Raw genomic sequence first — 21,510 nt, 5'->3', positions numbered from 1 at the left:
TTCTCGAGATATTTACCGCGATCATCTGAAGGGTTATAGCCATCCTTTCCATCGCAGTATTTCTGCCAAAGAATATTCACAATTGGGATGATAATAAGCAGTAAAGCTTGGAAAATTGTTTGATGATGTACGACAAAATCCATAATTTCGACATTAATGGTGTTTGCACCAATTACGGCATTAATTTGTCCTGGACCATACTCCCATGCAGTGGGAATAACGATGGTCGCAACCGCTGTTTTAGCACTGACACCCGCATTTCGTAATACTGGATATAAAGTACCCATTAATAGTAAAGATAGCGATGTTGCACCTGTAATAAAGACATACATGATAGAGACAAATAGCAACACAAGGATCAATAAGATGTATGGGTTTTTTACTGCCATAACTGGACGGGATGTTGCTTTAACGAGAGCTTGAGAAGCGCCAATATGGTTTAAATAGGTTGAAACACCGGCGATAGAAACCAGAGTTAACCCGACTTTACCTAGTCGAGTATTGGTTATTTCAGTAAATTTTTGCCATAAATCGAAGAATAGAGCACCTTGTGTTTGACCGTCAGGAAGAACAGGGTTTATGCCTGTAAGGGAAGCATAAGCTAGAAGGAATAAACCTGCGGTGATTAATGTTGCTTGAGGGTTAAACTTTTTAAGCATTGAGTAGGCAACAAGCCCAACAATTGCAATCGTAAATATATATTCCATTTAAATCTCATTGTCCGATGATAAACAGGAATATTATTGATATCTATAAGGAATAAATATTGATCATGAATAATTAATGTCATATCTATCACTGTGCTTTATTGAAAATGGAAGGCTCATCACTAATCTGGTAAAGCTAGAGCACTAAATTAGGTGATCTCTTGTTGTAAAAAGTATTCTAATAGTTTTTATTAGGTCGCTTTGAATTTATCTATATGATCAAGACGTAGGTGATGTTGTATGATTGTCTTTTGATCTCGGTCTAAAAAATACATAGTAGCTTTTAATATGACAAACCATAGCAACAGTACTATCAGTGATGTTAAATTTACTGAATATAAAGATTTAATATTGAATGCATTTTGATATAAAAAAAATGCAGAAAGAACCCCAATAGCAATAAGAGAAATATCTGTATAAGTACTTAATATCTTATAGGAATTATCATTACGAAATTTATGGCAAAGTAATTCTTCATCAATGGTTGTGGATAATAAGTGAGATATTTTTGTTAGCGCAATGCATAGTTGTTGGTTATCAATATACCTTAGAGATTGTTGTTCAATTTCATCTTTTAATTCTATGGCAAAATCTATAGGTATATAATTATCATTTGCTTTATCGATTAAGAGTTGAAGCTTACATACCAATTCTTTTTCTTCTGAATACTCTTTTTTTTTAGAAAGCTCTAATTGACAAAAAATATCTTCTATTTCAATGAGTATTTTAGAAGGAATGTTTATCATCAACATAATGTTTACCTGTCGTACTATGTGAAAGTGATAGCTGTATTCAAATTAATTGTTTAGTTGAATACAGCTATTTTTACTTGATCAAATAAATGCTAGAAGCGGAGAAATACAAAGTAAAATACCTGTAATGATAATCAAGTTTGTTGATAATCCTTTGTACTTGTGAAGATGAGGAACTTTATATACAAGATAAGCGGGAATAAGACACCCAACAATACCAAAGACAGGCGAGCAAATTGAAGTAAAAGATAAAATCGGTAGGTTTAACGCAACAGCTCCCCATGCGATTAGAATAGTAAATAATATCGTTAATTTACTTACTAATTTTTTGTTTATATTTTCTCTTTTATATTTCCTTTCAAGAACATTCATTGCCATACCGCTACACGCTTCTTTGAATGCGAGGAAAACACCAAAGAAAGATGTAACTACAGCAAAAATATTAATGATTACACCTACAGTCGTCGCCCAACTACCAGGGAAAAAGTGAGCAATCATGGCCAACGCAGAGATATTTGCTTGTTTTGCATGCATTGCTTCATCTTGGCTAATTGCAAAAGTAAATGAAAGAGCAAAGAAAAAAACAGAAATGAAGAGTATTGTAAATGCAATTTTCATTGCTCTCGAAGCCTTATAGCGCGCGACTTCGATGGATTTTTCATGTGAACGATACGAGATAACCATTGGACTCAATGATTGGATAAAGAGAATAGAGGTTAATGTAAAAGGTAATGTAATAATTGCATTCTTAATTAAAGGTTGCCAATTACTGACTTCAGGTATGTTACTCATATTCCATTCAGGAATCATTAGAATACCCATTAAAGCGACGAGGCTTATCACTGTGACTGCCATTACACCAGATATTTTAAAAAGAATTTTTTCACTTTTTGAGCCAATGAAACATAACAAACAAATAAGCCCTAAGCCATAAAATACATTATGATTTAAATAGTGTTCTGTTATTCCAAATGAGTGTAAATATGAGGCACTGTCATTAGTCACTGATAATGCATAAACTAATACCCAAATAACAAGCATAATGAAATAAAGCGCACCAAGGCATATTCCCCAGTTTTTTCCTAAATATCCAGAAATAACACCAGGATAATCTGTACACTCTTTTGATTCAGCTAACGTATTTATAAATAACTTTTGAAATAAATACATTGCAGGGTAACCAATAACAGACGATAGTAAAAAAAACCACAGCCCCATGACTCCTACTTGTACTGGAAGAAATACAATTCCTGCGCCAATTGCCATTCCAATACTCATTACAATCCATCCAATATCTACGTTATCGAATTTGATTGCTTCCTTCCATTCCTCTTTCGTCATGTTCGCTTTTTGGTGTAACGGGGTATTTTTATCGCGGGGTAGGGGAAAGGTTTTAATTATCATTGCAATATCCTGTTATTAATTTTATGGATTATTTCCCCAATATTATTAATGTTTTTTTAATCATGTTTTTCATTTATTAGTTAGGGGTGTAATTAATATCACATAAAAAACTCAGCATATATAACAAATGTGATTAACATATTAAAAATAAAAATAAAAATAAAAATAAAAATTGGAACATTTCATATATAGAATATTATATTTACCTTATAAGTTTATATATCTTTATAAGTGAGACTAAATTCAAAGCACCTAAATTTAATCTATGCGATAATATTCTCTATCTCATATTTTTAACAATTAATTGCACGCTGTTCGATTGTGTTGTATAGTATATCAAAATAGAGCTATGCAATGACACGAGGTGTGTATGAGTCAATTATCTTTATTAAAAAAGCAATCCTTTCTGCCTTACTTCATTACTCAGGCGCTGGGTGCTTTCAATGATAATCTATTCAAAAATTTTCTATTACTCGTGATTGTATTTTCATCACTATACAATCAAGCTGAGAGTGCCATGCTAGTGAATCTTGCTGCTGGTTTGTTTATTTTACCTTTCTTTATTTTTGCACCTTTAGGTGGACAGTTAGCGGATAAATATGAAAAATCACGATTAATTCAGACTCTAAAATTGATCGAAGTAGGCGTAATGGCATTAGGTGCATGGGCGATACAAATGCAATCAATCCCTTTACTCTTGGGCCTATTATTTTTGATGGGGGCGCAATCTGCTTTTTTCGGACCCGTAAAGTTTGCATTGATGCCACAACACTTAAAACAAAAAGAATTACTTGCAGGTAATGCATTGGTTGAGATGGGGACGTTTCTTGCGATCCTCGGTGGGACCTTATGTGCAGGCTTTATTTTCCATACTGAAGATCGCGCATTTATAGCCTCTGTTTGCGTTGTTGTATTATCTCTTCTGGGCTTTGTCAGTAGTCTTTTTATTCCAAAAGCACTGCCGAATAATGCTGAATTAGCGATTAATTGGAATCCAATTAAACAGGTTGTAAAAACAATACGTATTACCAAACAAAATCGTACAGTATTTCTATCTATTTTAGCCATTAGTTGGTTCTGGTTTGTGGGTGCGACCTATTTAACTCAACTTCCACATTTTGCTAAAACATTTATTAGTGATGATCCTCAATATGTCACGATGCTACTGACTATTTTTTCAGTAGGAATTGCGCTAGGAGCGATCATTTGTGAGAAGTTATCTGGCGATAAGGTTGAATTAGGTATTCTCCCGCTTGGGGCTTTAGGAATGAGTGTGTTTGGTTTTGATCTGTATTTCTCAAGCCAGAATATAATAACCTCAAATTCAATGACACTGGTTGATTTTACGCTTAACAATTATCGTTTACTGTTTGATTTAATGTTACTTAGCGCATCAGGAAGTATCTTTGTTGTTCCATTAAATGCGTTAATTCAGCAACGAAGTGAAAAAGAACACTGTGCTCAAGTGATTGCTGGTAATAATGTTCTTAATGCATTGTTTATGGTTGGCAGTGCTTTATTCTCAATTGTTATGTTAACGGTTGTTCATTTATCAATTCTTGAGCTGTTTCTTTCTATCGCGTTACTTAATGTGCTTGTATCAATTTATGTATTTAGCCAAGTTCAAGAATTCTTAATACGCTTTATCGTTTGGATTATTTCCCGTGTTCTCTATCGAGTGAAATCAACGGGGCTTGAAAATATTCCTGAAACGGGACCTGCAGTTTTAGTGTGTAATCATGTTAGTTTTGTTGATGCTATTTTAGTTGGTGCAGCCAGCCGTCGACCTGTTCGTTTTGTTATGGATAAAAATATCGCGAACTTACCTGTGATGAAATACTTCTTTAAATGGGCGAAAACAATACCTATTTGTTCTCCAAAAGTATCAACTAAAATTTATCAACAAGCGTTTGATCTAATTGATAAAGAACTTTCATCTGGCGAAATTATTTGTATCTTTCCAGAAGGTAAAATTACACGTACAGGTGAACTGAATGAGTTTAAACGAGGAATAGAATATATTGTGAAACGTAACCCTGTCCCTGTTGTTCCAATGGGATTAAAAGGGGTATGGGGTTCTATCTTTAGTCGTAGCGGCCGATTTACAATTATACGTGCTATCAAACGCTTCCGATCTGAGCTTGAAGTTGTAGCGTCTAAACCAATACCAGCTGAAGAAATTTCAGCTGAAAAATTAGAAAAAGTGGTTTATCAGCTAGTTAATAATTAGCATAAGAAAGATTATAGTATCACGCCTAAAGTTACTACTTTTATTAAATAACTAATAATGATAATGCCGATAATATGATTATCGGCATTATCATTTTTTAGGGTTTTAATTATCCAGTCGAAGTGTTTCGAATGTTTAGAGGAGGATAATTTCTAGTATCATTTTCTTGATAATGATCGCTAAAGTATAGAAAAATAGCGTTTAATTTTAAATTTGGTCTACAATAGTAAAAAAGTACTATGCGATGGGATACTGGTTATGTTTAATCTATGGAAAAAGAAAAAAGTTGATAAACCTTTAGGTACAGCATCTTTAGCAAAGCAACGTTTGCTTGGGGAATTGCGTACTAACCGCATTCCTTATAATATCCAAAAGATGAAAGATGAACTATCGAGACTACTATCTCAATGGGCTAACATTAAAGATAATAAAATTGAGATTGTAAAAACAGCAGAGTCGAAATCATTATTGAAAATAAGATGCCGTTTCTCGTAATTTTAGAGCAACGTTATACCTATTTTTTTACTTAAGCTGAGTTCTCGTGCCCTTCATATATTAAGCGTTCTGTTTTTTGCTACCCTAACTTTTATGCTGCTTATTTATACAAATCTCTTTACTGTTTTTTGCCATTCTTAACGATTTTTACATATATTTGTTCTCTTCTTCTTAAATATATCGAATAATTGTTATTGATATATCTAGTTTTTTGTATGATTTACGTAACCGAAAGAAAACGTATGGGATAGTGTCAGTATGCATGGATGGACGTTTTTCAAAAATAGAAGAATAAGCATTAAATCAATTGTTATTTTTCTTTTTATATTAGTCGCACTTATTACTTCATCGATAGCGATTGGTTTACAATATTACCATAGTAAACAAATGGCGCGAGATCAGGCAAAGGTTAAGTATCAAATGTTAGCCGAGTCTGTCTCTGATGCAGTCACAGATGTTAGTGACGATGCTATAGCAGCAGTAAAGTACCTTTCACACTTAGGCACTATTCTTCATTCTCCATCTAAAGATGTTATTCGAAGCATTTTCACCAGTGTTTTAAAAGACAACCCAAGTTTTTATAGTGCCTTTATTGGAACTGATAAAAACTATGCCTATATCATTATTAACTTAGACTCTATGTCTGATGTAAGACGCAAAAATAATGCATTAAAGCAAGATCGTTGGTTGATTATAGAGCGCAGTGCCGATTCAGATGGCATGACACAGTATGATTCTTTTTATGATGCCAATTTTAATTTACGAAAAAAAATAAAACGTAAAAATGTTTTTTCACCAACATTACGCTCTTGGTATATAAATGCTACACGTGGTTCAGTTTTCCGCACTGAGCCTTATTTATTTTTACCTGAAGAGGTGACTGGCATTACTTATTCAACAGCAGTACCTAGTAATAAAGGTAAGGTTGTTGTTGGTATCGATTTTACACTGTCGCATTTTAATAAATTATTACAAGAAAATAGTGTTAGCGACGTTAGTCATAATTTCCTGTATTTACCATCAGGAGAGTTAGTGGCGAGTAGTGAGCCTTCCTTTAGACAACAGCCCTTGCCAAAATCTAAACCTTTAGTACTAACGCCAAAAGAGCAAAAATTAATTAAAAATACCCCTATATTACGTGTATCAAATAAAGAAAACTGGGCACCAATAGATTTTACTATATCGGGGCGCCCAGCTGGACTGATCCCTGATTTACTTTATATGGTGGGTCAATCAACAGGAATCGAGTTTGATTTTTTTAATGGTACGGGGTCACAAGGATTACAACAGGCATATTCCAACGGGGTGTTAGATATTCTAACGTCAGTACCTGATATTCCAAGTAATCAGGGATTAGGCGTTTTTAGTAAACCTTTATTTAACTCTCCCTTTGCAATTGCGGTCTCAGATAGTAAGAATTACGAAAAGTTACAAGATCTGAATGGTAAACGCTTAGCATTATTAAGCAATTGGGCAATTATCTCACTGATTAAAGAAAAATACCCTTTAATTAATGTTGTGACTTATTCACATGTTGATGAAGCTTTAAGAGCAGTAAGTAAGGGGGAGGTTGATGCTTTCATTGATCTAGAGGCTGTGCTTAGTTATGTTTCTGAGCAATTTATGATTAATGATCTGACCTATCATACATTAAATACTGAAAATAGCTTTCCGTTATCATTAGTTCTTCCTCCTGAGAAAAAACCTCTTTTAGATATCATTAATCGTGCAATTGAGTCATTGACACCTCAGCAGCAGCGTTATTTACAGCAGAAGTGGTTAAATTCAGATGTGGAAGTTAATCGTACTGGTATGGTTCCGTATATAGAGTTAATCGACTTTGCGTCAGATGAGTCTCACCAGAACCAACTGATAGAAAAAAATAGTAATGATGATGACTTTTTTTATTATGTACGCGATGTAAGACGTGGCGGTCATGATCAAATATTTTTTGCTTCGATTGTACCCAAAGCATCGGTTTATGCTGCCAGTGAAGAAAAGATTCGTACATCTATTTATACATCAGCTCTATTATTACTGGTGTTACTTCCATTAGCAGGTTTTTGCGCCAAACCCATAGTTAAGCCAATTTTACTACTTCGCGAAGAAAATAAAAAAGTGAAACAGCGACATTATAGTGATGTCACTTTGATCCCTACTCGAATCAAAGAATTTCATGATCTCTCGATGTCAATTTATACGGCTGCTGAATCTCTTCAAGAGCATGAAAAACGTCAAGATGAATTTGTTGAATCATTTATACAGTTAATTGCTCAAGCAATCGATGATAAATCTCCCTATACCGCAGGACACTGTAATCGTGTGCCTGAAATTGCGCTGATGTTTGCTCGTGAAGTGGAAAAATCAAAACAAGGTCAATTTGCCGATTTTCGTTTTAAAAATGCAGCGGAACGTCGAGAGTTTAAAATTGCAGCGTGGTTACATGACTGCGGTAAAATCACAATGCCTGAGCATATTGTTGATAAAGGGACGAAGCTAGAAGCAAACTATAATCGTATCCATGAAGTTAGAATGCGCTTTGAAGTGTTGTGGCGTGATGCGGAACTTACGTACTTACAACATATTATTGATAATCCGCATGAGCAAGAAATAGCATTAGCGACATTAAAGCAGGTGCAAAAACAGTTACAAGATGACTTTAAATTTGTAGCTAACGCCAATGTTGGAGGGGAGTTTATGAGTGATGAGCATATTGCTCGTATACATGAAATCGCCAATAAAACATGGTTACGTCATTTTGATGACCATTTAGGTTTGTCGCCATTAGAAGAGCTTAAAGCATCTGTGGAACCTGAAACCTTGCCTGTTGCAGAGCATTTACTGTCAGATAAGCCAGAGCATCGTATTGAACGTATTAATGAGCTACATTTTGATCCGGCGTTCGGTATTAAAGTGCAAGTACCAGAACTGCAATATAATTTGGGTGAGATTTACAACCTGACGATTAAGCGTGGTACGCTAACAGCAGAAGATCGTTTTAAGATCAATGAGCATATGATCAGTACGATTAAGATGTTGGAAAGCTTGCCGTTCCCTGATGATCTCGCGCGTGTACCGCGTTATGCCTCAACCCACCACGAAACAATGAAAGGCACAGGATACCCCCGTAAGCTATCAGCAAAAGATCTAAGTACTCCTGAACGTATTTTAGTGATAGCTGATATTTTTGAAGCACTAACAGCGGCAGATCGTCCATATAAAAAGGCAAAACCGTTAAGTGTTGCAATCGATATATTGCACAAAATGGCATTAGATGAACATATTGATATGGAGCTATTTAAATTGTTTTTATCAAGTGGTGTTTATATGCAATATGCTGATAAGTTTTTACCTTCTAAGCAAATTGATAAAGTAGATATTGATAAATATCTTTCTAACTAGTTATTTTATGTAACATATTTTTGATGTTTTTAAAGATTAGCCCACATTATCAAGTGGGCTTTATTTTTGTTTTTTTATTCTCATCAAATATAGGTGCCTATTTTTTGGCTGATGTAATGCAATTAAAAAAAACGTAGAATATCATAAATTAAAAGTTAGATTTTATATTTGGTACGTAATAACAACTTCAAAATAAAAAACAGTGTTAACTTAGTGTTATAAATAATATTAATAGATTTAACCCTATGATTACTCTATTAATACTGGTCATATTTCTTCTTTAACTGAAATATATCGATATATTTATTCTTTTTTTGTCCAATTATCCATTAAGTCAAGAGAAAATATATTTTATATTTTTACTCTCGTCTGTGTTTATATACGCGCACCTTTAATACTTATATTGGTCGTAAGACTATAAGCATTGCTGATTTTTAACATGAATCAAAATCTAAATATTCAATGTCAAAAAACTATTCAAAACTATATTGATGACACATCAATATTGAAAGAAGGGTCAAACCGCTTTTGCCTGTCAATGACAAAGCTACAGTGGCGAATTTGGTTATTGGCGACATTTGGAAAGTTTTTCGAAGGAATGATCGTGTTTATGATGGGGCTAACTTTGCCCTTGATCACGCTACAATTTCATTTAACAGAATTTCAAAAAGGTACCCTGAGTTCTTCAATACTGTTCGGTATATTAATTGGTGCAAGTGCGTTAGGTGGGTTATCTGATCTCTACGGACGAAAGAAAATGTTTATCATTGAGATGGCATTACTTTCTGTTTTTTTAGTCGGTATGGCATGTAGCCAATCTTATCTTACTATCTTACTGTTTAACTTTGGTATCGGATTAGCATTAGGGTGCGATTACCCGACCGCGCATTTAATGATTTCGGAAAGCATTCCGACTAAAAATCGCGGTAAGCTGGTGCTTGGCGCTTTTGCTTTTCAGTCAGTTGGTGTTTTGTTGGGTATCCTCACTGGCATTATCGTACTGACTTATGCTGAGGATATTAATGCATGGCGCTTTATGTACATATTGGCATTAGTTCCGTCATTGGCAATAACGGTTGCACGTTTCTTTATTCCTGAAAGCGCACACTGGCTAATGTCGAAAAAACGAGAGAAAGAGGCTGAAAAGTCACTAAAACGATTATTAAATCGTGATCCTCAATCTGATATGACATTGACGGTTGTGCCGTGCCCTGAAGGTGAAGAGAACCATTCATGGTTAGGTGGCTACAAGAAGCTATTTAAGCAAAAGTACCGTGCAAAAACGATTTTGGCTTCTGCTCCTTGGTTTATCCAAGATTTAGGTACATATGGCATTGGTATTTTTACTCCTGTCATTTTAGCCTCGGTGCTTGATCCACATGTCGTTGTCGCAGGAGATGTGCTTCATAGTACGATAGCAAGCATTGTATATTCTGCGAAAGGTACAGCATTGATTGACTCCTTACTTATTATTGGGGTGATCTGCGCAATTATTTACTCTGAATCGATTGGTCGTATGAAGTTGCAAATTTATGGCTTTATTGGCTGTGCGGTTGGTTTGGCTTTAGCTGCTTTGTCGATAAAGCTAAATAATGACTATCAAATTTATCTGCTGTTTTTAGGCTTTATGTTGTTCAATTTTATGAATAACCTTGGTCCAAATGCCCAGACTTATTTAATTTCAGGCGAAGTGTTCCCGGTTAAAATTCGAGCTAAAGGCGCTGGTTTTGCTGCATCGATTGCAAAGTTGGGTGCGATTTTAACTGCGTTCTTATTTCCTATTTTAATGCATGAAATAGGGGTGTTTAATTTATTACTTTGTCTTGTTGCTACATCACTATTTGGTGCATGGGTAACATATAAATATAGATTTGAAACATCAGGAAAGAATATCGAAAACATTTAGTTTGATTGCTAAATTTCGATCCTTTTTTAAAATAGATATTGAAAAAGAGCGTAAGAATATTTCTTACGCTCTTTTTTTATTTACGAATACTGTATTTGAACGCTGTGTAATATATTTAATAATAAAGTTATCGTTTTTATTGTTGTATAACTGTACTTTTGGTTTTAAAAACAAACAAAGTTTATGTTTTCTTTATATTTATCTTCGTAAATATTACCCTTTATTTATCTTCGCCTTGTTAACCTGCCAGCCTCTATTTAGTCATAAGGTACAGTATTTCCCCAATATGGGATGTACATGAAAATCAATGATGCAAAATCAAAAACAGTCTTTATGGGTACTGACGTGCCTATCTATTGGGATTGTGTATGGTGATATTGGAACCAGCCCATTGTATGCCTTTAAAGCTATGTTTGAAGGTGAACACTCAATAGCCATTAACCAAACAAATGTTTTTGGTATTCTCTCATTAGTATTTTGGACCTTCGTGATAACGGTATGTATAAAATATTTAGCGTTAGTAACACGGGCTTCGAATAAAGGTGAAGGTGGCGTTTTAACATTAACCTCTTTAGCGCATAGTGTAGCGCCGCCGCATTTAAAAAAAGGTATTTTATTTTTAGGTATGTTGGCGGCTGGTTTCTTTTTTGGTGAAGCCATTATTACTCCAGCAATGTCAGTATTGTCTGCGGTCGAAGGGATCACGGTGATTAATCGCAGTTTTACACCGATGATTTTACCGATAGCTATCACGATTATTTGTGTTTTATTTGCCATTCAAAAGTACGGCTTTGGAAAAATTGGCCGGCTGTTTGCACCTGTAATGTTGTTATGGTTTGGCACTATTGGTGTTTTAGGTTTACTAAGTATTATTAAAAATCCAACAGTGTTAGATGCACTTAATCCGATTTATGCCATACATTTCACTTTAAACCACGGTGCGGCAACCTTATTTACGTTAGGGGTAGTTGTTTTAGCCGTCACTGGCGTTGAGGCGTTGTATGCTGATATGGGGCACTTTGGTATTAAACCTATCCGCTTAGCGTGGTTTTTCATTGTGATGCCATGTTTAGTTTTAAATTACTACGGACAAGGTGCGTTAGTGTTATCACAACAGATGGATATTAATAACCCGTTCTTTATGTTAGCGCCAGATATGCTGCGCTTACCTTTAGTCATTCTTGCAACGTGTGCGACTGTGATTGCCTCGCAGGCTGTGATTTCAGGGATTTTTTCATTAACTCGTCAAGCAGTGAATTTAGGATTTCTACCTCCAGTCAAAATCCAGCATACTTCACATCAAGAGCAAGGTCAGATCTATGTCCCATTAGCTAACTTTTTATTGTTTTTACTTGTGATCACTGTGGTACTGACGTTTGGAAGCTCGGCACGTTTAGCGGCAGCGTATGGGATTGCAGTGACGGCCACCATGTTTATTTCTTCCTTATTTATTCTTGTGGTTGCGCGTTATTTGTGGGGATGGAAACTGGTCGTTGTTATTCAGTATGCGGCATTTATGCTGTTATATGATGCACTATTGTTTATAGCGACATCATTGAAATTATCCGATGGTGGTTGGCTTCCATTAACAATAGGTTCAATTGTATTTCTTTTAATGATTACATGGTATTTAGAGCGAGAAAGGATCAGCCAATTGATTAAACAACCGTTGTCAGCCGAAGCGATGGTTAATGAGCTAGAGCAAAAAGATTGGCCTCGCGCTTCTGGGACAGCCGTTTATTTCACCCGTAATGAAGAGCATGTGCCAGCTTCATTGGTCAATAATTTAAAATATAATGAAACTTTGCATGAACGTAATGTTCTCATGACGTTTAAATACCCTGATCAGCCTAGAGTGCATCCACTTAAACGGATTGAAGTAAAGCAAATATCTCCTTCGTTCTGGCAGATGATTGCGTATGTGGGTTACCAAGAATCGTTAGATATGGATCAAATATTCACAGCTTGTAATGGTAAAGGCTTCTCATTGCATGAAATTGATACGGTTTTCTTTATGTCATCTGAGCGAATGAAGTTGAAACATACGACGTTATGGCATGATTTAAAAGCGAGGCTATTTATATTATTGAGCCGAAATGCGTTGAGAACTTCAGAACGGCTACATGTACCACAAGATAGATTAATTGAAATTGGGGTACATCTGGAAATTTAATGCTCACTTGCGTTATATCAAGAGCTTCACAGTTATCCCATAAGTATGGTGCTAATTGTTGAAGCTCTTTTTACTTTATCGATAATTCCCCTAAAGGTATTATTAAATGCTAACTATAAGATAAATAGCTTGATTTATGACGAATCGAACAAATTGGAAAGATCTGAGCAAGACCGCGATATTATTGGTGTTATATGTTTTGGTGACTTACATTGGCGTAAAATTTCGTGATGTGATCATTGAAACTGATACCGCGATGCTGTTGTTGCTGCTTAACATTGTGAGTGGTTTTTGGTTAAGGCGAAAGTTTGCTTATGTGATCACTGCTCTCAGTATTGTTGCTTTTCACTTCTTTGTTTTACCTGAACATAATTCGTTTAAATTTCAAAATTATCAGCACATTATTACCTTTACTGTTATGGCTTTTAGTGGTGTGTTTGCAGTTAAAATAACGCAATCTCAGCAGCGAGAGATTATTAAAAATAAGCTATTAAAATCCGAATTAAATAGTAATTATCATTTGGCATCAGAGTTGGCTTCGCTTAATGAAAGTCAAGCGATCGCAAGATCAGCGATTGAACATTTAGAGCGAAATGGGCAATTCAAAGCACAGATCTGGCTATTTTCCCCCACGCTTTTTTGTTTGGCCTCTCATGAAAAATTACAGCAAAGTGAGTATTATTCAGAGATTGAACGCTTTATGTTGCGAGGAGAACAATCGAGTGAAGTGTTATCAGACGCTTTGGCATTACATCCACTCTGTGGGCAGTCAGGATTGTTTGGGGTATTAGTGATTCAATCAGAGCAAGGAAGACTGTTTAACCCTATTTTAACTACACTAATCAGCTTATCCTTGTCACGCTCAGAAGCTAACAGCGCTCTTACTATTGCTAAAGAAGCAAACCAATTAGAGCAGATGCGAAATACGCTATTAGCGGCAGTTTCTCATGATTTAAAAACGCCACTAGGATCAATTATTGGCACGGCAACTACTTTGAGTGATTCAACAATAAAATTGTCGATAGATACTCAAAAAGAGCTATTACAATCCATTGCAGAGGAAGGTTATAGCTTAAATCGCAGTTTAACTAAGCTATTAGATATTAGTCGTTATAGTACGAAAACTTTGATCCCTAATCGTGACTGGGTCGAGCCAGAAGAAGTGATTGGTAGTGCGACGAAACGAATAGAGCAAGTTGTTAAGTTGCATCCAATAAACCTAACGAGTGAAACTATGTTAGTTTCACTCGATTATGCGTTAATTGAACAAATCATCGCGAACCTTATTGAAAACGCGGCGAAGTATAGCCCTGTTGGCGAAGCAATAGATATCACAACAGACTATCAAAAAGAATGCTTTTCTATTGAGATCGCCGATAGAGGTTGCGGTGTTGCACCGGATGAAACTCAACGAATTTTTGAGCGTTTCTATCGCTCAGAGCACACTAAAGTCAAAGGAACGGGATTAGGTTTAGCTATTTGTAAGCTGATTGTTTCAGCCCACAACGGTACTATTAGCGTCTCGCCAAGACTTGGCGGCGGTAGCATTTTTAAAGTAACCATTCCTTGTGATAAATATGATTTAACAGGCATTTATGAATAGTGATAGCAAAATATTAGTCATTGAAGATGAAGCGCCAATTCGTCGATTTTTAGATATTTTAACGACAGGACACGGCTATAGCGTTAAAACGGTAGAAACCGCACAAGAAGGGCTCAAGCAAATAGTGTCCTGGAATCCTCACTTAGTGTTACTGGATTTAGGATTACCGGATGCTGATGGCCTAGAGTTTACCAAAGAGCTTCGTACTTGGACTGAGACGCCGATTATTGTGATATCTGCTCGTGATAAAGAAGCTGATAAAGTGCAGGCATTAGATGCTGGCGCAAATGATTATTTAACCAAGCCTTTCGGTAGTGAAGAGCTATTAGCCCGTATTCGAGTTGCTCTTCGCTTACATTCCCACAACACTGCGACAGAAGTGAGTCAATACCGTTTTGGTGATGTATTACTTGATATGGCAATGCAAACGGTAATGTATAACGGTGAGAGTATTAAGCTCACGCCTAAAGAATATAAAATACTAACTTTACTGGCAAAAAATATGGGTAAGGTACTGACCCATAAGCAAATATTGAAAGAAGTGTGGGGCGGTAATTATACCGAACATGCCCATTATGTCCGTATTCATATCGCTCAATTACGTCATAAAATAGAAAAGTCACCCGCTCAACCTCAATATATCATCACTGAAAATGGGGTGGGGTATCGCTTGATCAATGGAGAGATAGCCGATAATTAAATGGGCTCAATTTTTGTTAAATATCGTTCTTTATAAAAACTTTATATGACGTAATGTATTTATTACATAAACCTTAGATCAAACTTTATACCATGAAATAAAGCTTTGAAGATAAGGTGGATATATGTTTTTTTATATTGAAATGACAGCAGCAGTCGTATTTTTTTTAGCCATGCTAACGCGTACTTGTTTCTTAAAATCAACGTGGCAGCAATTGATGACTGTTGGGCTACAAGTTATTTCTGTGTGGTGTCTGATTCATCTCTTTTTAACCCATGTTTATCCTGAATTTTTGTTTGCGAAAAATGTGATTAGTGTGTGCTTTTCGATGGTATTCATCCTTGCAGGGTTAAAAGATCGTTATGAATCAGGTTTTTACATTAGTCATCAACCCAGCGTAGCCACAAAATAACAGGAACTAACATCATGGGGGAAATCAGTATTGGCAAACTACTTATTGTTGCTGTTATTTTCGTCTTGTTATTTGGAACAAAAAAATTAAAAAACTTAGGCAGTGATTTAGGCTACGGATTAAAAGGTTTTCAAAATGCGGTTAAAGATGAGCCCGCTAAAGAGAAAACTGTCGAGAAAAATGTGGTTGATGAAACGACTCGTTAGTATTTTTTACGATGTAAGTGCATAGTGCCCATTGCTTGAAAAACTCAATGTTATTTTGTCTCTCTGTTTAAATTCTATTAATCCGTTATGGTAACTGCAGATTTTTTGAATCGGTATTTATCATGAAACGTGGATTGATAATTGATAATAATCTTACAGTGAATAAAGCAGCGATTTTGCGTGTTGAATTTAATAGTTCATTTATTATGTTGTTTTTCGCAGATCAAACGGTCATTAATATTTGTCTAAAGCAAGATGAGCTACATTTTTCATCAGACCAAGCTTATTATCTCGTAGAAGCTGAGTTTGAGCGCGTTCAAACTGAGATTCAGGCGTATTTGAATAGTGAGTTATAGAAAATAGTGATGAGCTTTTGTGTGCGTTTTAAACAGCAAATTGCACTAATTCTTATGAGGTGGTGTGTAATTCTTCACGCTATCGTTTGAATGTATAAAAGTTACGCATAAGGTTTATGAGGCACTTTACAATTTAAAATGTGATCGCTATCATACGCCACACTTACGGAGAGATGGCTGAGTGGTTGAAAGCACCGGTCTTGAAAACCGGCATACGTTTATAGCGTATCTAGGGTTCAAATCCCTATCTCTCCGCCATATTTCATTATTTAGCTGGATAGCTTGGCAATAACGAATTAATGTGCCGACTTAGATCAGTAGGTAGAGCAACTGACTTGTAATCAGTAGGTCACCAGTTCGACTCCGGTAGTCGGCACCATTATTTCGGTGGGGTTCCCGAGTGGCCAAAGGGAGCAGATTGTAAATCTGCCGGCACTGCCTTCGAAGGTTCGAATCCTTCCCCCACCACCATTACAATTCCTCCTTAGTTCAGTTGGTAGAACGGCGGACTGTTAATCCGTATGTCGCTGGTTCAAGTCCAGCAGGAGGAGCCAAATAGAAAAGCCCGCAATTGCTTGCGGGCTTTTTTTATATCTGCAATTTCAAACAAATCTATAAAAAATAAGATTATGTCATCACTCCAATTCCTAGGAGCAATTTTTGCTGGGGGAATTGTACGGTTGGTTCTTTCTGAACAAATCCTTTCAACAACCTACTGAAGCTGTGCCATCCATAGATATGTGGCTACCATCCCTATATCAGCCTGCTGAGGTTGTCCCCTCCGTGGGGAATTCCGTTGTCTTCAACCGTGTAAATATAATATCAATTACGAGTGATAATACAGCAGAATGAAAGCAAAATTTTGAGTGCGAACAATATCTTTATCACGGCTTTATATGCAATGAGTTGTTTTTGTCTGATTTCTATTTTATTTAACATCTATAAATATATAAATGTGATTTAAATCATATGGTTATATTTATGTTGCAATCTATTCTATCGGTAATTAGTTGTGTTTTAAATGATGGGTTTTAAGCTTTATTGTTGGTAATGTGAGCGTAAATAACTCAAAAGTTGAGGAATTGTTTGTTTTTGTTGCTGCTTTGTTTTGGCTATTTCATTTATATTAAATATGATTCATTCATGAATGTGTTGTTTTAATTAAAAATAGTATTTATAGAGAGGTTGCATGCACGACTTAATAACAGTCGCTATTACTGTATTCATGGGTTTCTTCGCTATGATGAATCCCTTTGCGAATACGGCAGTATTTGTGGGAATGACAGGTGGAATGCCAGCAAAACAAACAAGAGCAATTGCATTTAAGGCGCTGGTTACGGCTTTTTGTATCATCACAACGTTCTGTTTTTTAGGAAAAGGGATCTTTAGTGTATTTGGTATTACGCTACCTGCATTACGTTTAGCGGGGGGGATTTTAGTCTTTCTTGTTGGTTATCACATGCTACAAGGTAATACATCAAGCATGCATGCAGCAAAGGAAGAAGAAACATCCGATATTGGTACTGATATTGCGATTTCTCCATTAGCTCTACCTTTACTTGCAGGTCCTGGTACGATTGCGACGGCCATGAACTACTCTGCTGCAGGGGGAATGTTTCATATTCTTGTAACGGTTTCTGCCTTTGCTTTACTGTGTGTGATCACGTTTTTTTGCTTTATTTATGGCCCTAAACTAATAGAAAAAATTGGTCAAAGTGGGATCAGTATTATTACGCGCTTAATGGGATTAATTTTAACCGTGATTGGAATGCAGATGGGGATCCAAGGGGTTCATGATGCAGTCGTGTTATTCTCTGGCGTTAAGTAAGATTCAGTTATATTTATAAACGAATGTGATGATTTATTAGGCTAAGTACATACGTATATTTTATAAGTATGTACTTAGTTTTATGAGATGGGGTATTGACCTTCCCTCTACTGGAACCTTTATTCTCATTACTCTTATTATTTAATGAATAGACAATGTATGAGCTGTTGTAACAAAGCCCCTAAAGGTGGCGCTTCCTTAGGTTTATTACTGAAATTTATTGGCGTTATTTTTTTATTGCTGCTGGTGGTTGCGTTTTTCAGTAACTAGTGTGATTTGGATGTTTATTAATTATACCTGTGATTATGAGCGTGAGCATAAATAGACCCTCCTTCTTTAAGTAGGTCTACGATTTCTGGTGTGATCTCTCGTGATATTGCTGGACATCCCCAACTTCGACCTAGCATCCCAATTGCATGAATGACATTTGGTTCAGCGTAGCTTGCACCGTGTAATACAATCGCACGTTTTCGGGCATTTGAATTACTAGGGCTCATGCCATCTAATCGTAAAGAAATACCGTATTTACCATAATATGCTTCACCAACACGGTAAGTACCTAAGCTGGTTTGTCTACTATTCACTGTATTGGAAAATTGTGTAGCATACAGTTTGCCGCTATTTATACCGTGAGCGACAAAGGTTCTATGTAGTAGGGCTCTTTTTTCAATATCTATGATTAAAAATCGCTTAGAGTCAGATGGTTGAGAGTAATCAATAATCGACATTATAGGTTTGTTGGCAACACGTAAATGCTCACGATAAGCATTGAGAAATATATCAAATTCAACGTAATTTTGGAGCTGAGCATGGTTGTAAACCTTCCAAGCGTGCGTTGCTCTCATTGCGTTAGCGTAATGACTGCTAAAAATTAAAGATGCGATAATGAGATATTTGAGTTTTAGACGGAAAAAAAGTGAAAACATCATAACCCCTCCCATATTGAACGTGCTTATTTGCTCGGTGATGGTATATAGAAGAGATGTATGAATATTCTGTGCCAATTATCTAAAAGACAAGACATTGTTTACATTGTTCAGCGTGGGTATGATAGAAGTATGTGATAGTCGAAAATAAGAGATGTCTTAGAAGTGAAAAAATAAAACTCGCGCTAAAAGGAGTTTTCTAAATGGCATTTTGCAAACAATAAAGCGAATTATAATCGCGCATGGGCGTAGATTGAACCGCCTTCTTTTAACAAGTTGACGACATTTTTGGTTAACTCCATTGGAATCGCTGGACACCCCCAGCTACGTCCAAGCATGCCTAATTTTTTAATAGTAATTGGCTCTGCGTATTTTGCTCCATGTAGCACAATCGCGCGTTTTCTTGCATTAGAATTTGATGGGCTCATCCCATCAAGACGTAACGAAAGCCCATACTTACCATGATAGGCTTCAGCAACACGATAAGTGCCTAAGCTGGTTTGTTTACTATCAACAATATTAGAAAATTGCGTAGCATAAAGATCGCCGCTATTGATGCCGTGTGAAACAAAAGTGCGGTAAAGCAGTTTCTTTTTATCGGTATCAATAATAAAAAAACGGCGATTATTCGAGGGCTGGCTGTAATCAATAATCGACATAATCGGTTTATCTGCAACACGCATATGTTCTTTATAAGCGCTCATAAATATATTGAAGTTTAAATGCTTCTTAAGTTTTGTTTCTTCATAAATAATTTTGGCTTGCTGTTGTAATGAGGTCTTTGCATATCCGCTAGAACTAAAACTTAACAGTAAAATTATAAAAACACTCGTCCTTACCTTCATCGTTGCTTCCTGCAAAAATTTAAAGTGCAGCTAATAGTTTGATATTTGAATGGATTTTAAATAAAGCTGCGCCTATTGGTTTTTGGCTCAATAATGCAAAAAATTACCATTATTAAAATTTTTTGATACAAATATGAATCATTTTTGATGTTTATATGAGTTAACTGTTCAAAGGTTGACCTATTGATGGTGTAAATATGACGTTATCAGTGAATCATCAGGTTTTATTAATGCCGTGTATGGCAAGCTGATCAGTAAACGATGATGTATAAATCGATAAGAGGAATGGTTCAATGGTGATTCAACCAGAAATTCAAGGTGTTGTGGCACGAACAGCACACCCTTATGGTTGCCAGCAAGCAGTACAACAGCAGATTGATTATGTACAGTCTGTTGCTCCGATCACACAAGGTCCTCTACGAGTATTAATTTTAGGTGCGTCATCTGGATTTGGGCTGGCGTCACGTATTGCGTTAACCTTTGGTGGTGTACAAGCAGAAACCTTAGGTGTCTCTTATGAACGAGGTCCAAGTGATAAGGGGATAGGCTCTGCGGGTTGGTATAACAATATTTTCTTTAAACAAGCGGCTGAGCAGCAAGGCTATGTTGCTAAAAATATTGTGGGTGATGCATTTTCAGATGAAGTGCGTCAACACGTAGCGCAAACAATACGTGATGATTTTGGCGGGCATATTGATTTAGTGATTTATAGCCTAGCAACAGGTATTCGTCCCGACCCTGAAACGGGTGAGGTGTGGCGCTCATGTTTAAAAACCGTGGGTGAAAACTTTCCTGGTTATAGTGTTGATTTAGAAAACGATAAATTAGTTGCTACGGAATTAACTGCGGCCAGTGACGAGGAAATTTTTGCAACGACGAAAGTGATGGGCGGTGAAGATTGGCAACAATGGATAAACTTTCTGTTATCGGAAAATTTGTTAGCCCCGAAAGCTAAAACCTTGGCTTACTCATATATTGGTCCTGAGTCGACATATCCTATTTATCATCACGGGACACTTGGTATTGCTAAACAGCATTTACATCAAACCGCGATCGCAATTAATCAACAATTAGCTCAAGTGATCAATGGCCAAGCTAACGTTGTGGTGTGCAAAGCATTGGTGACAAAAGCCAGTGTCTTTATACCGACATTTTCGCCCTATATATTGGCGTTATTTAAAGTGATGAAACAAATGGGAAACCATGAAGGGTGTATTGAGTAAATGCAGCGCCTTTTTGCACAAAAAATTTATTCAGAGGCTGATACTGAAACGAAGCAGCGCAATAATTCAAACGAGCAAACAGATCAGGCTCTGATTAGGATGGACGATTGGGAACTAAAACCTGAAGTACAGTTGCAAGTAGACAAATTAATGGCAGAAATGAATGCTGACAACTTTAGACAGGTTGGCGATTATGCTGGATACAAATCAGCTTTTTTAGCCCTTAATGGTTTTGGTTTATCATCTGTTGATTATACTCAGCCTGTTGATATTGAAGAGTTATCAAAATTAGCGCCCTAATTATTGTAGGGTAACGGTTAGTACCTATATTCAAGGATAAAT

General features: G+C 36.1%; 16 protein-coding genes, 4 tRNA genes and 1 pseudogene. 16 read left to right on the top strand and 5 right to left on the bottom strand.

The window, feature by feature from the left end:
• The 3 genes from dcuC to SKA34_RS04490 all read right to left on the bottom strand — a co-directional run.
• Window positions 1-707 (bottom strand): C4-dicarboxylate transporter DcuC (dcuC, locus tag SKA34_RS04500; protein WP_006644323.1); only part of this gene is annotated, 707 nt, incomplete at its 3' end.
• A 191-nt stretch (window positions 708-898) separates the two neighbouring features.
• Window positions 899-1,459: a hypothetical protein gene (locus tag SKA34_RS04495; protein WP_006644322.1), complete on the bottom strand. Its 561-nt coding sequence runs from the start codon at window positions 1,457-1,459 to the stop codon at window positions 899-901.
• 81 nt (window positions 1,460-1,540) lie between these two features.
• Complete coding sequence (locus SKA34_RS04490) at window positions 1,541-2,863, bottom strand: amino acid permease (protein ID WP_006644321.1); 1,323 nt, start codon at window positions 2,861-2,863, stop codon at window positions 1,541-1,543.
• A gap of 370 nt (window positions 2,864-3,233) precedes the next feature.
• Between SKA34_RS04490 and SKA34_RS04485 the strand changes: the two genes are divergently transcribed.
• The 15 genes from SKA34_RS04485 to SKA34_RS04410 all read left to right on the top strand — a co-directional run bounded on the left by SKA34_RS04485 (window position 3,234) and on the right by SKA34_RS04410 (window position 18,174).
• Window positions 3,234-5,093: an MFS transporter gene (locus SKA34_RS04485; protein WP_006644320.1), complete on the top strand. Its 1,860-nt coding sequence runs from the start codon at window positions 3,234-3,236 to the stop codon at window positions 5,091-5,093.
• Between the two features lie 258 nt (window positions 5,094-5,351).
• Window positions 5,352-5,588 (top strand): hypothetical protein, encoded by a 237-nt coding sequence (locus SKA34_RS04480; RefSeq protein WP_006644319.1) that lies wholly within the window; start codon window positions 5,352-5,354, stop codon window positions 5,586-5,588.
• Between the two features lie 258 nt (window positions 5,589-5,846).
• A complete protein-coding gene (locus tag SKA34_RS04475) occupies window positions 5,847-8,990 on the top strand; it encodes an HD domain-containing phosphohydrolase (protein ID WP_039859698.1) in 3,144 nt (1,047 codons plus the stop codon).
• Window positions 8,991-9,528: 538 nt separating this feature from the next.
• Window positions 9,529-10,896, top strand: a complete 1,368-nt coding sequence (locus SKA34_RS04470; protein ID WP_232284213.1) for an MFS transporter — start codon at window positions 9,529-9,531, stop codon at window positions 10,894-10,896.
• A gap of 310 nt (window positions 10,897-11,206) precedes the next feature.
• Window positions 11,207-13,069: a potassium transporter Kup gene (locus tag SKA34_RS04465; RefSeq protein ID WP_039859980.1), complete on the top strand. Its 1,863-nt coding sequence runs from the start codon at window positions 11,207-11,209 to the stop codon at window positions 13,067-13,069.
• A 136-nt stretch (window positions 13,070-13,205) separates the two neighbouring features.
• Window positions 13,206-14,672, top strand: coding sequence for an ATP-binding protein (locus tag SKA34_RS04460; protein ID WP_006644315.1), 1,467 nt, complete (start codon window positions 13,206-13,208; stop codon window positions 14,670-14,672).
• A complete protein-coding gene (locus SKA34_RS04455; protein ID WP_006644314.1) occupies window positions 14,665-15,372 on the top strand; it encodes a response regulator in 708 nt (235 codons plus the stop codon). Before SKA34_RS04460 ends, SKA34_RS04455 begins: the two co-directional genes overlap by 8 nt.
• A 124-nt stretch (window positions 15,373-15,496) precedes the next feature.
• On the top strand, window positions 15,497-15,784 hold the full coding sequence (locus SKA34_RS04450; protein ID WP_006644313.1) for a hypothetical protein: 288 nt from the start codon (window positions 15,497-15,499) through the stop codon (window positions 15,782-15,784).
• Window positions 15,785-15,798: 14 nt separating this feature from the next.
• Window positions 15,799-15,990, top strand: a complete 192-nt coding sequence (locus SKA34_RS04445) for a Sec-independent protein translocase subunit TatA (RefSeq protein WP_006644312.1) — start codon at window positions 15,799-15,801, stop codon at window positions 15,988-15,990.
• A gap of 122 nt (window positions 15,991-16,112) precedes the next feature.
• Window positions 16,113-16,346 (top strand): hypothetical protein, encoded by a 234-nt coding sequence (locus SKA34_RS04440; RefSeq protein ID WP_006644311.1) that lies wholly within the window; start codon window positions 16,113-16,115, stop codon window positions 16,344-16,346.
• A gap of 167 nt (window positions 16,347-16,513) precedes the next feature.
• Window positions 16,514-16,604, top strand: a tRNA-Ser gene (locus tag SKA34_RS04435).
• A 45-nt stretch (window positions 16,605-16,649) separates the two neighbouring features.
• Window positions 16,650-16,725, top strand: a tRNA-Thr gene (locus SKA34_RS04430).
• A gap of 7 nt (window positions 16,726-16,732) precedes the next feature.
• Window positions 16,733-16,817, top strand: a tRNA-Tyr gene (locus SKA34_RS04425).
• A 7-nt stretch (window positions 16,818-16,824) separates the two neighbouring features.
• Window positions 16,825-16,900, top strand: a tRNA-Asn gene (locus tag SKA34_RS04420).
• A 635-nt stretch (window positions 16,901-17,535) separates the two neighbouring features.
• Entirely contained in the window at window positions 17,536-18,174 is a 639-nt protein-coding gene (locus tag SKA34_RS04410) for a MarC family protein (RefSeq protein ID WP_006644309.1), read from the top strand.
• A gap of 287 nt (window positions 18,175-18,461) precedes the next feature.
• Here the strand turns inward: SKA34_RS04410 and SKA34_RS04405 are convergent, their stop codons facing one another.
• Both SKA34_RS04405 and SKA34_RS04400 read right to left on the bottom strand, forming a co-directional pair.
• Window positions 18,462-19,103: a murein L,D-transpeptidase catalytic domain family protein gene (locus SKA34_RS04405; RefSeq protein WP_050764776.1), complete on the bottom strand. Its 642-nt coding sequence runs from the start codon at window positions 19,101-19,103 to the stop codon at window positions 18,462-18,464.
• A 227-nt stretch (window positions 19,104-19,330) separates the two neighbouring features.
• Window positions 19,331-19,945, bottom strand: coding sequence for a murein L,D-transpeptidase catalytic domain family protein (locus SKA34_RS04400; protein ID WP_006644307.1), 615 nt, complete (start codon window positions 19,943-19,945; stop codon window positions 19,331-19,333).
• Window positions 19,946-20,238: 293 nt separating this feature from the next.
• Here SKA34_RS04400 and fabV point away from each other — a divergent pair.
• Window positions 20,239-21,468 (top strand): annotated as a pseudogene (gene fabV / locus SKA34_RS04395) (enoyl-ACP reductase FabV).
• The last annotated feature ends 42 nt before the right edge of the window (window positions 21,469-21,510 follow it).

The organism is Photobacterium sp. SKA34, from assembly GCF_000153325.1.
Taxonomy (GTDB): Bacteria; Pseudomonadota; Gammaproteobacteria; order Enterobacterales; family Vibrionaceae; genus Photobacterium.
The sequence above is the reverse complement of the archived record's forward strand: the minus strand, read 5'-3'. Positions and strand labels throughout refer to the sequence as shown.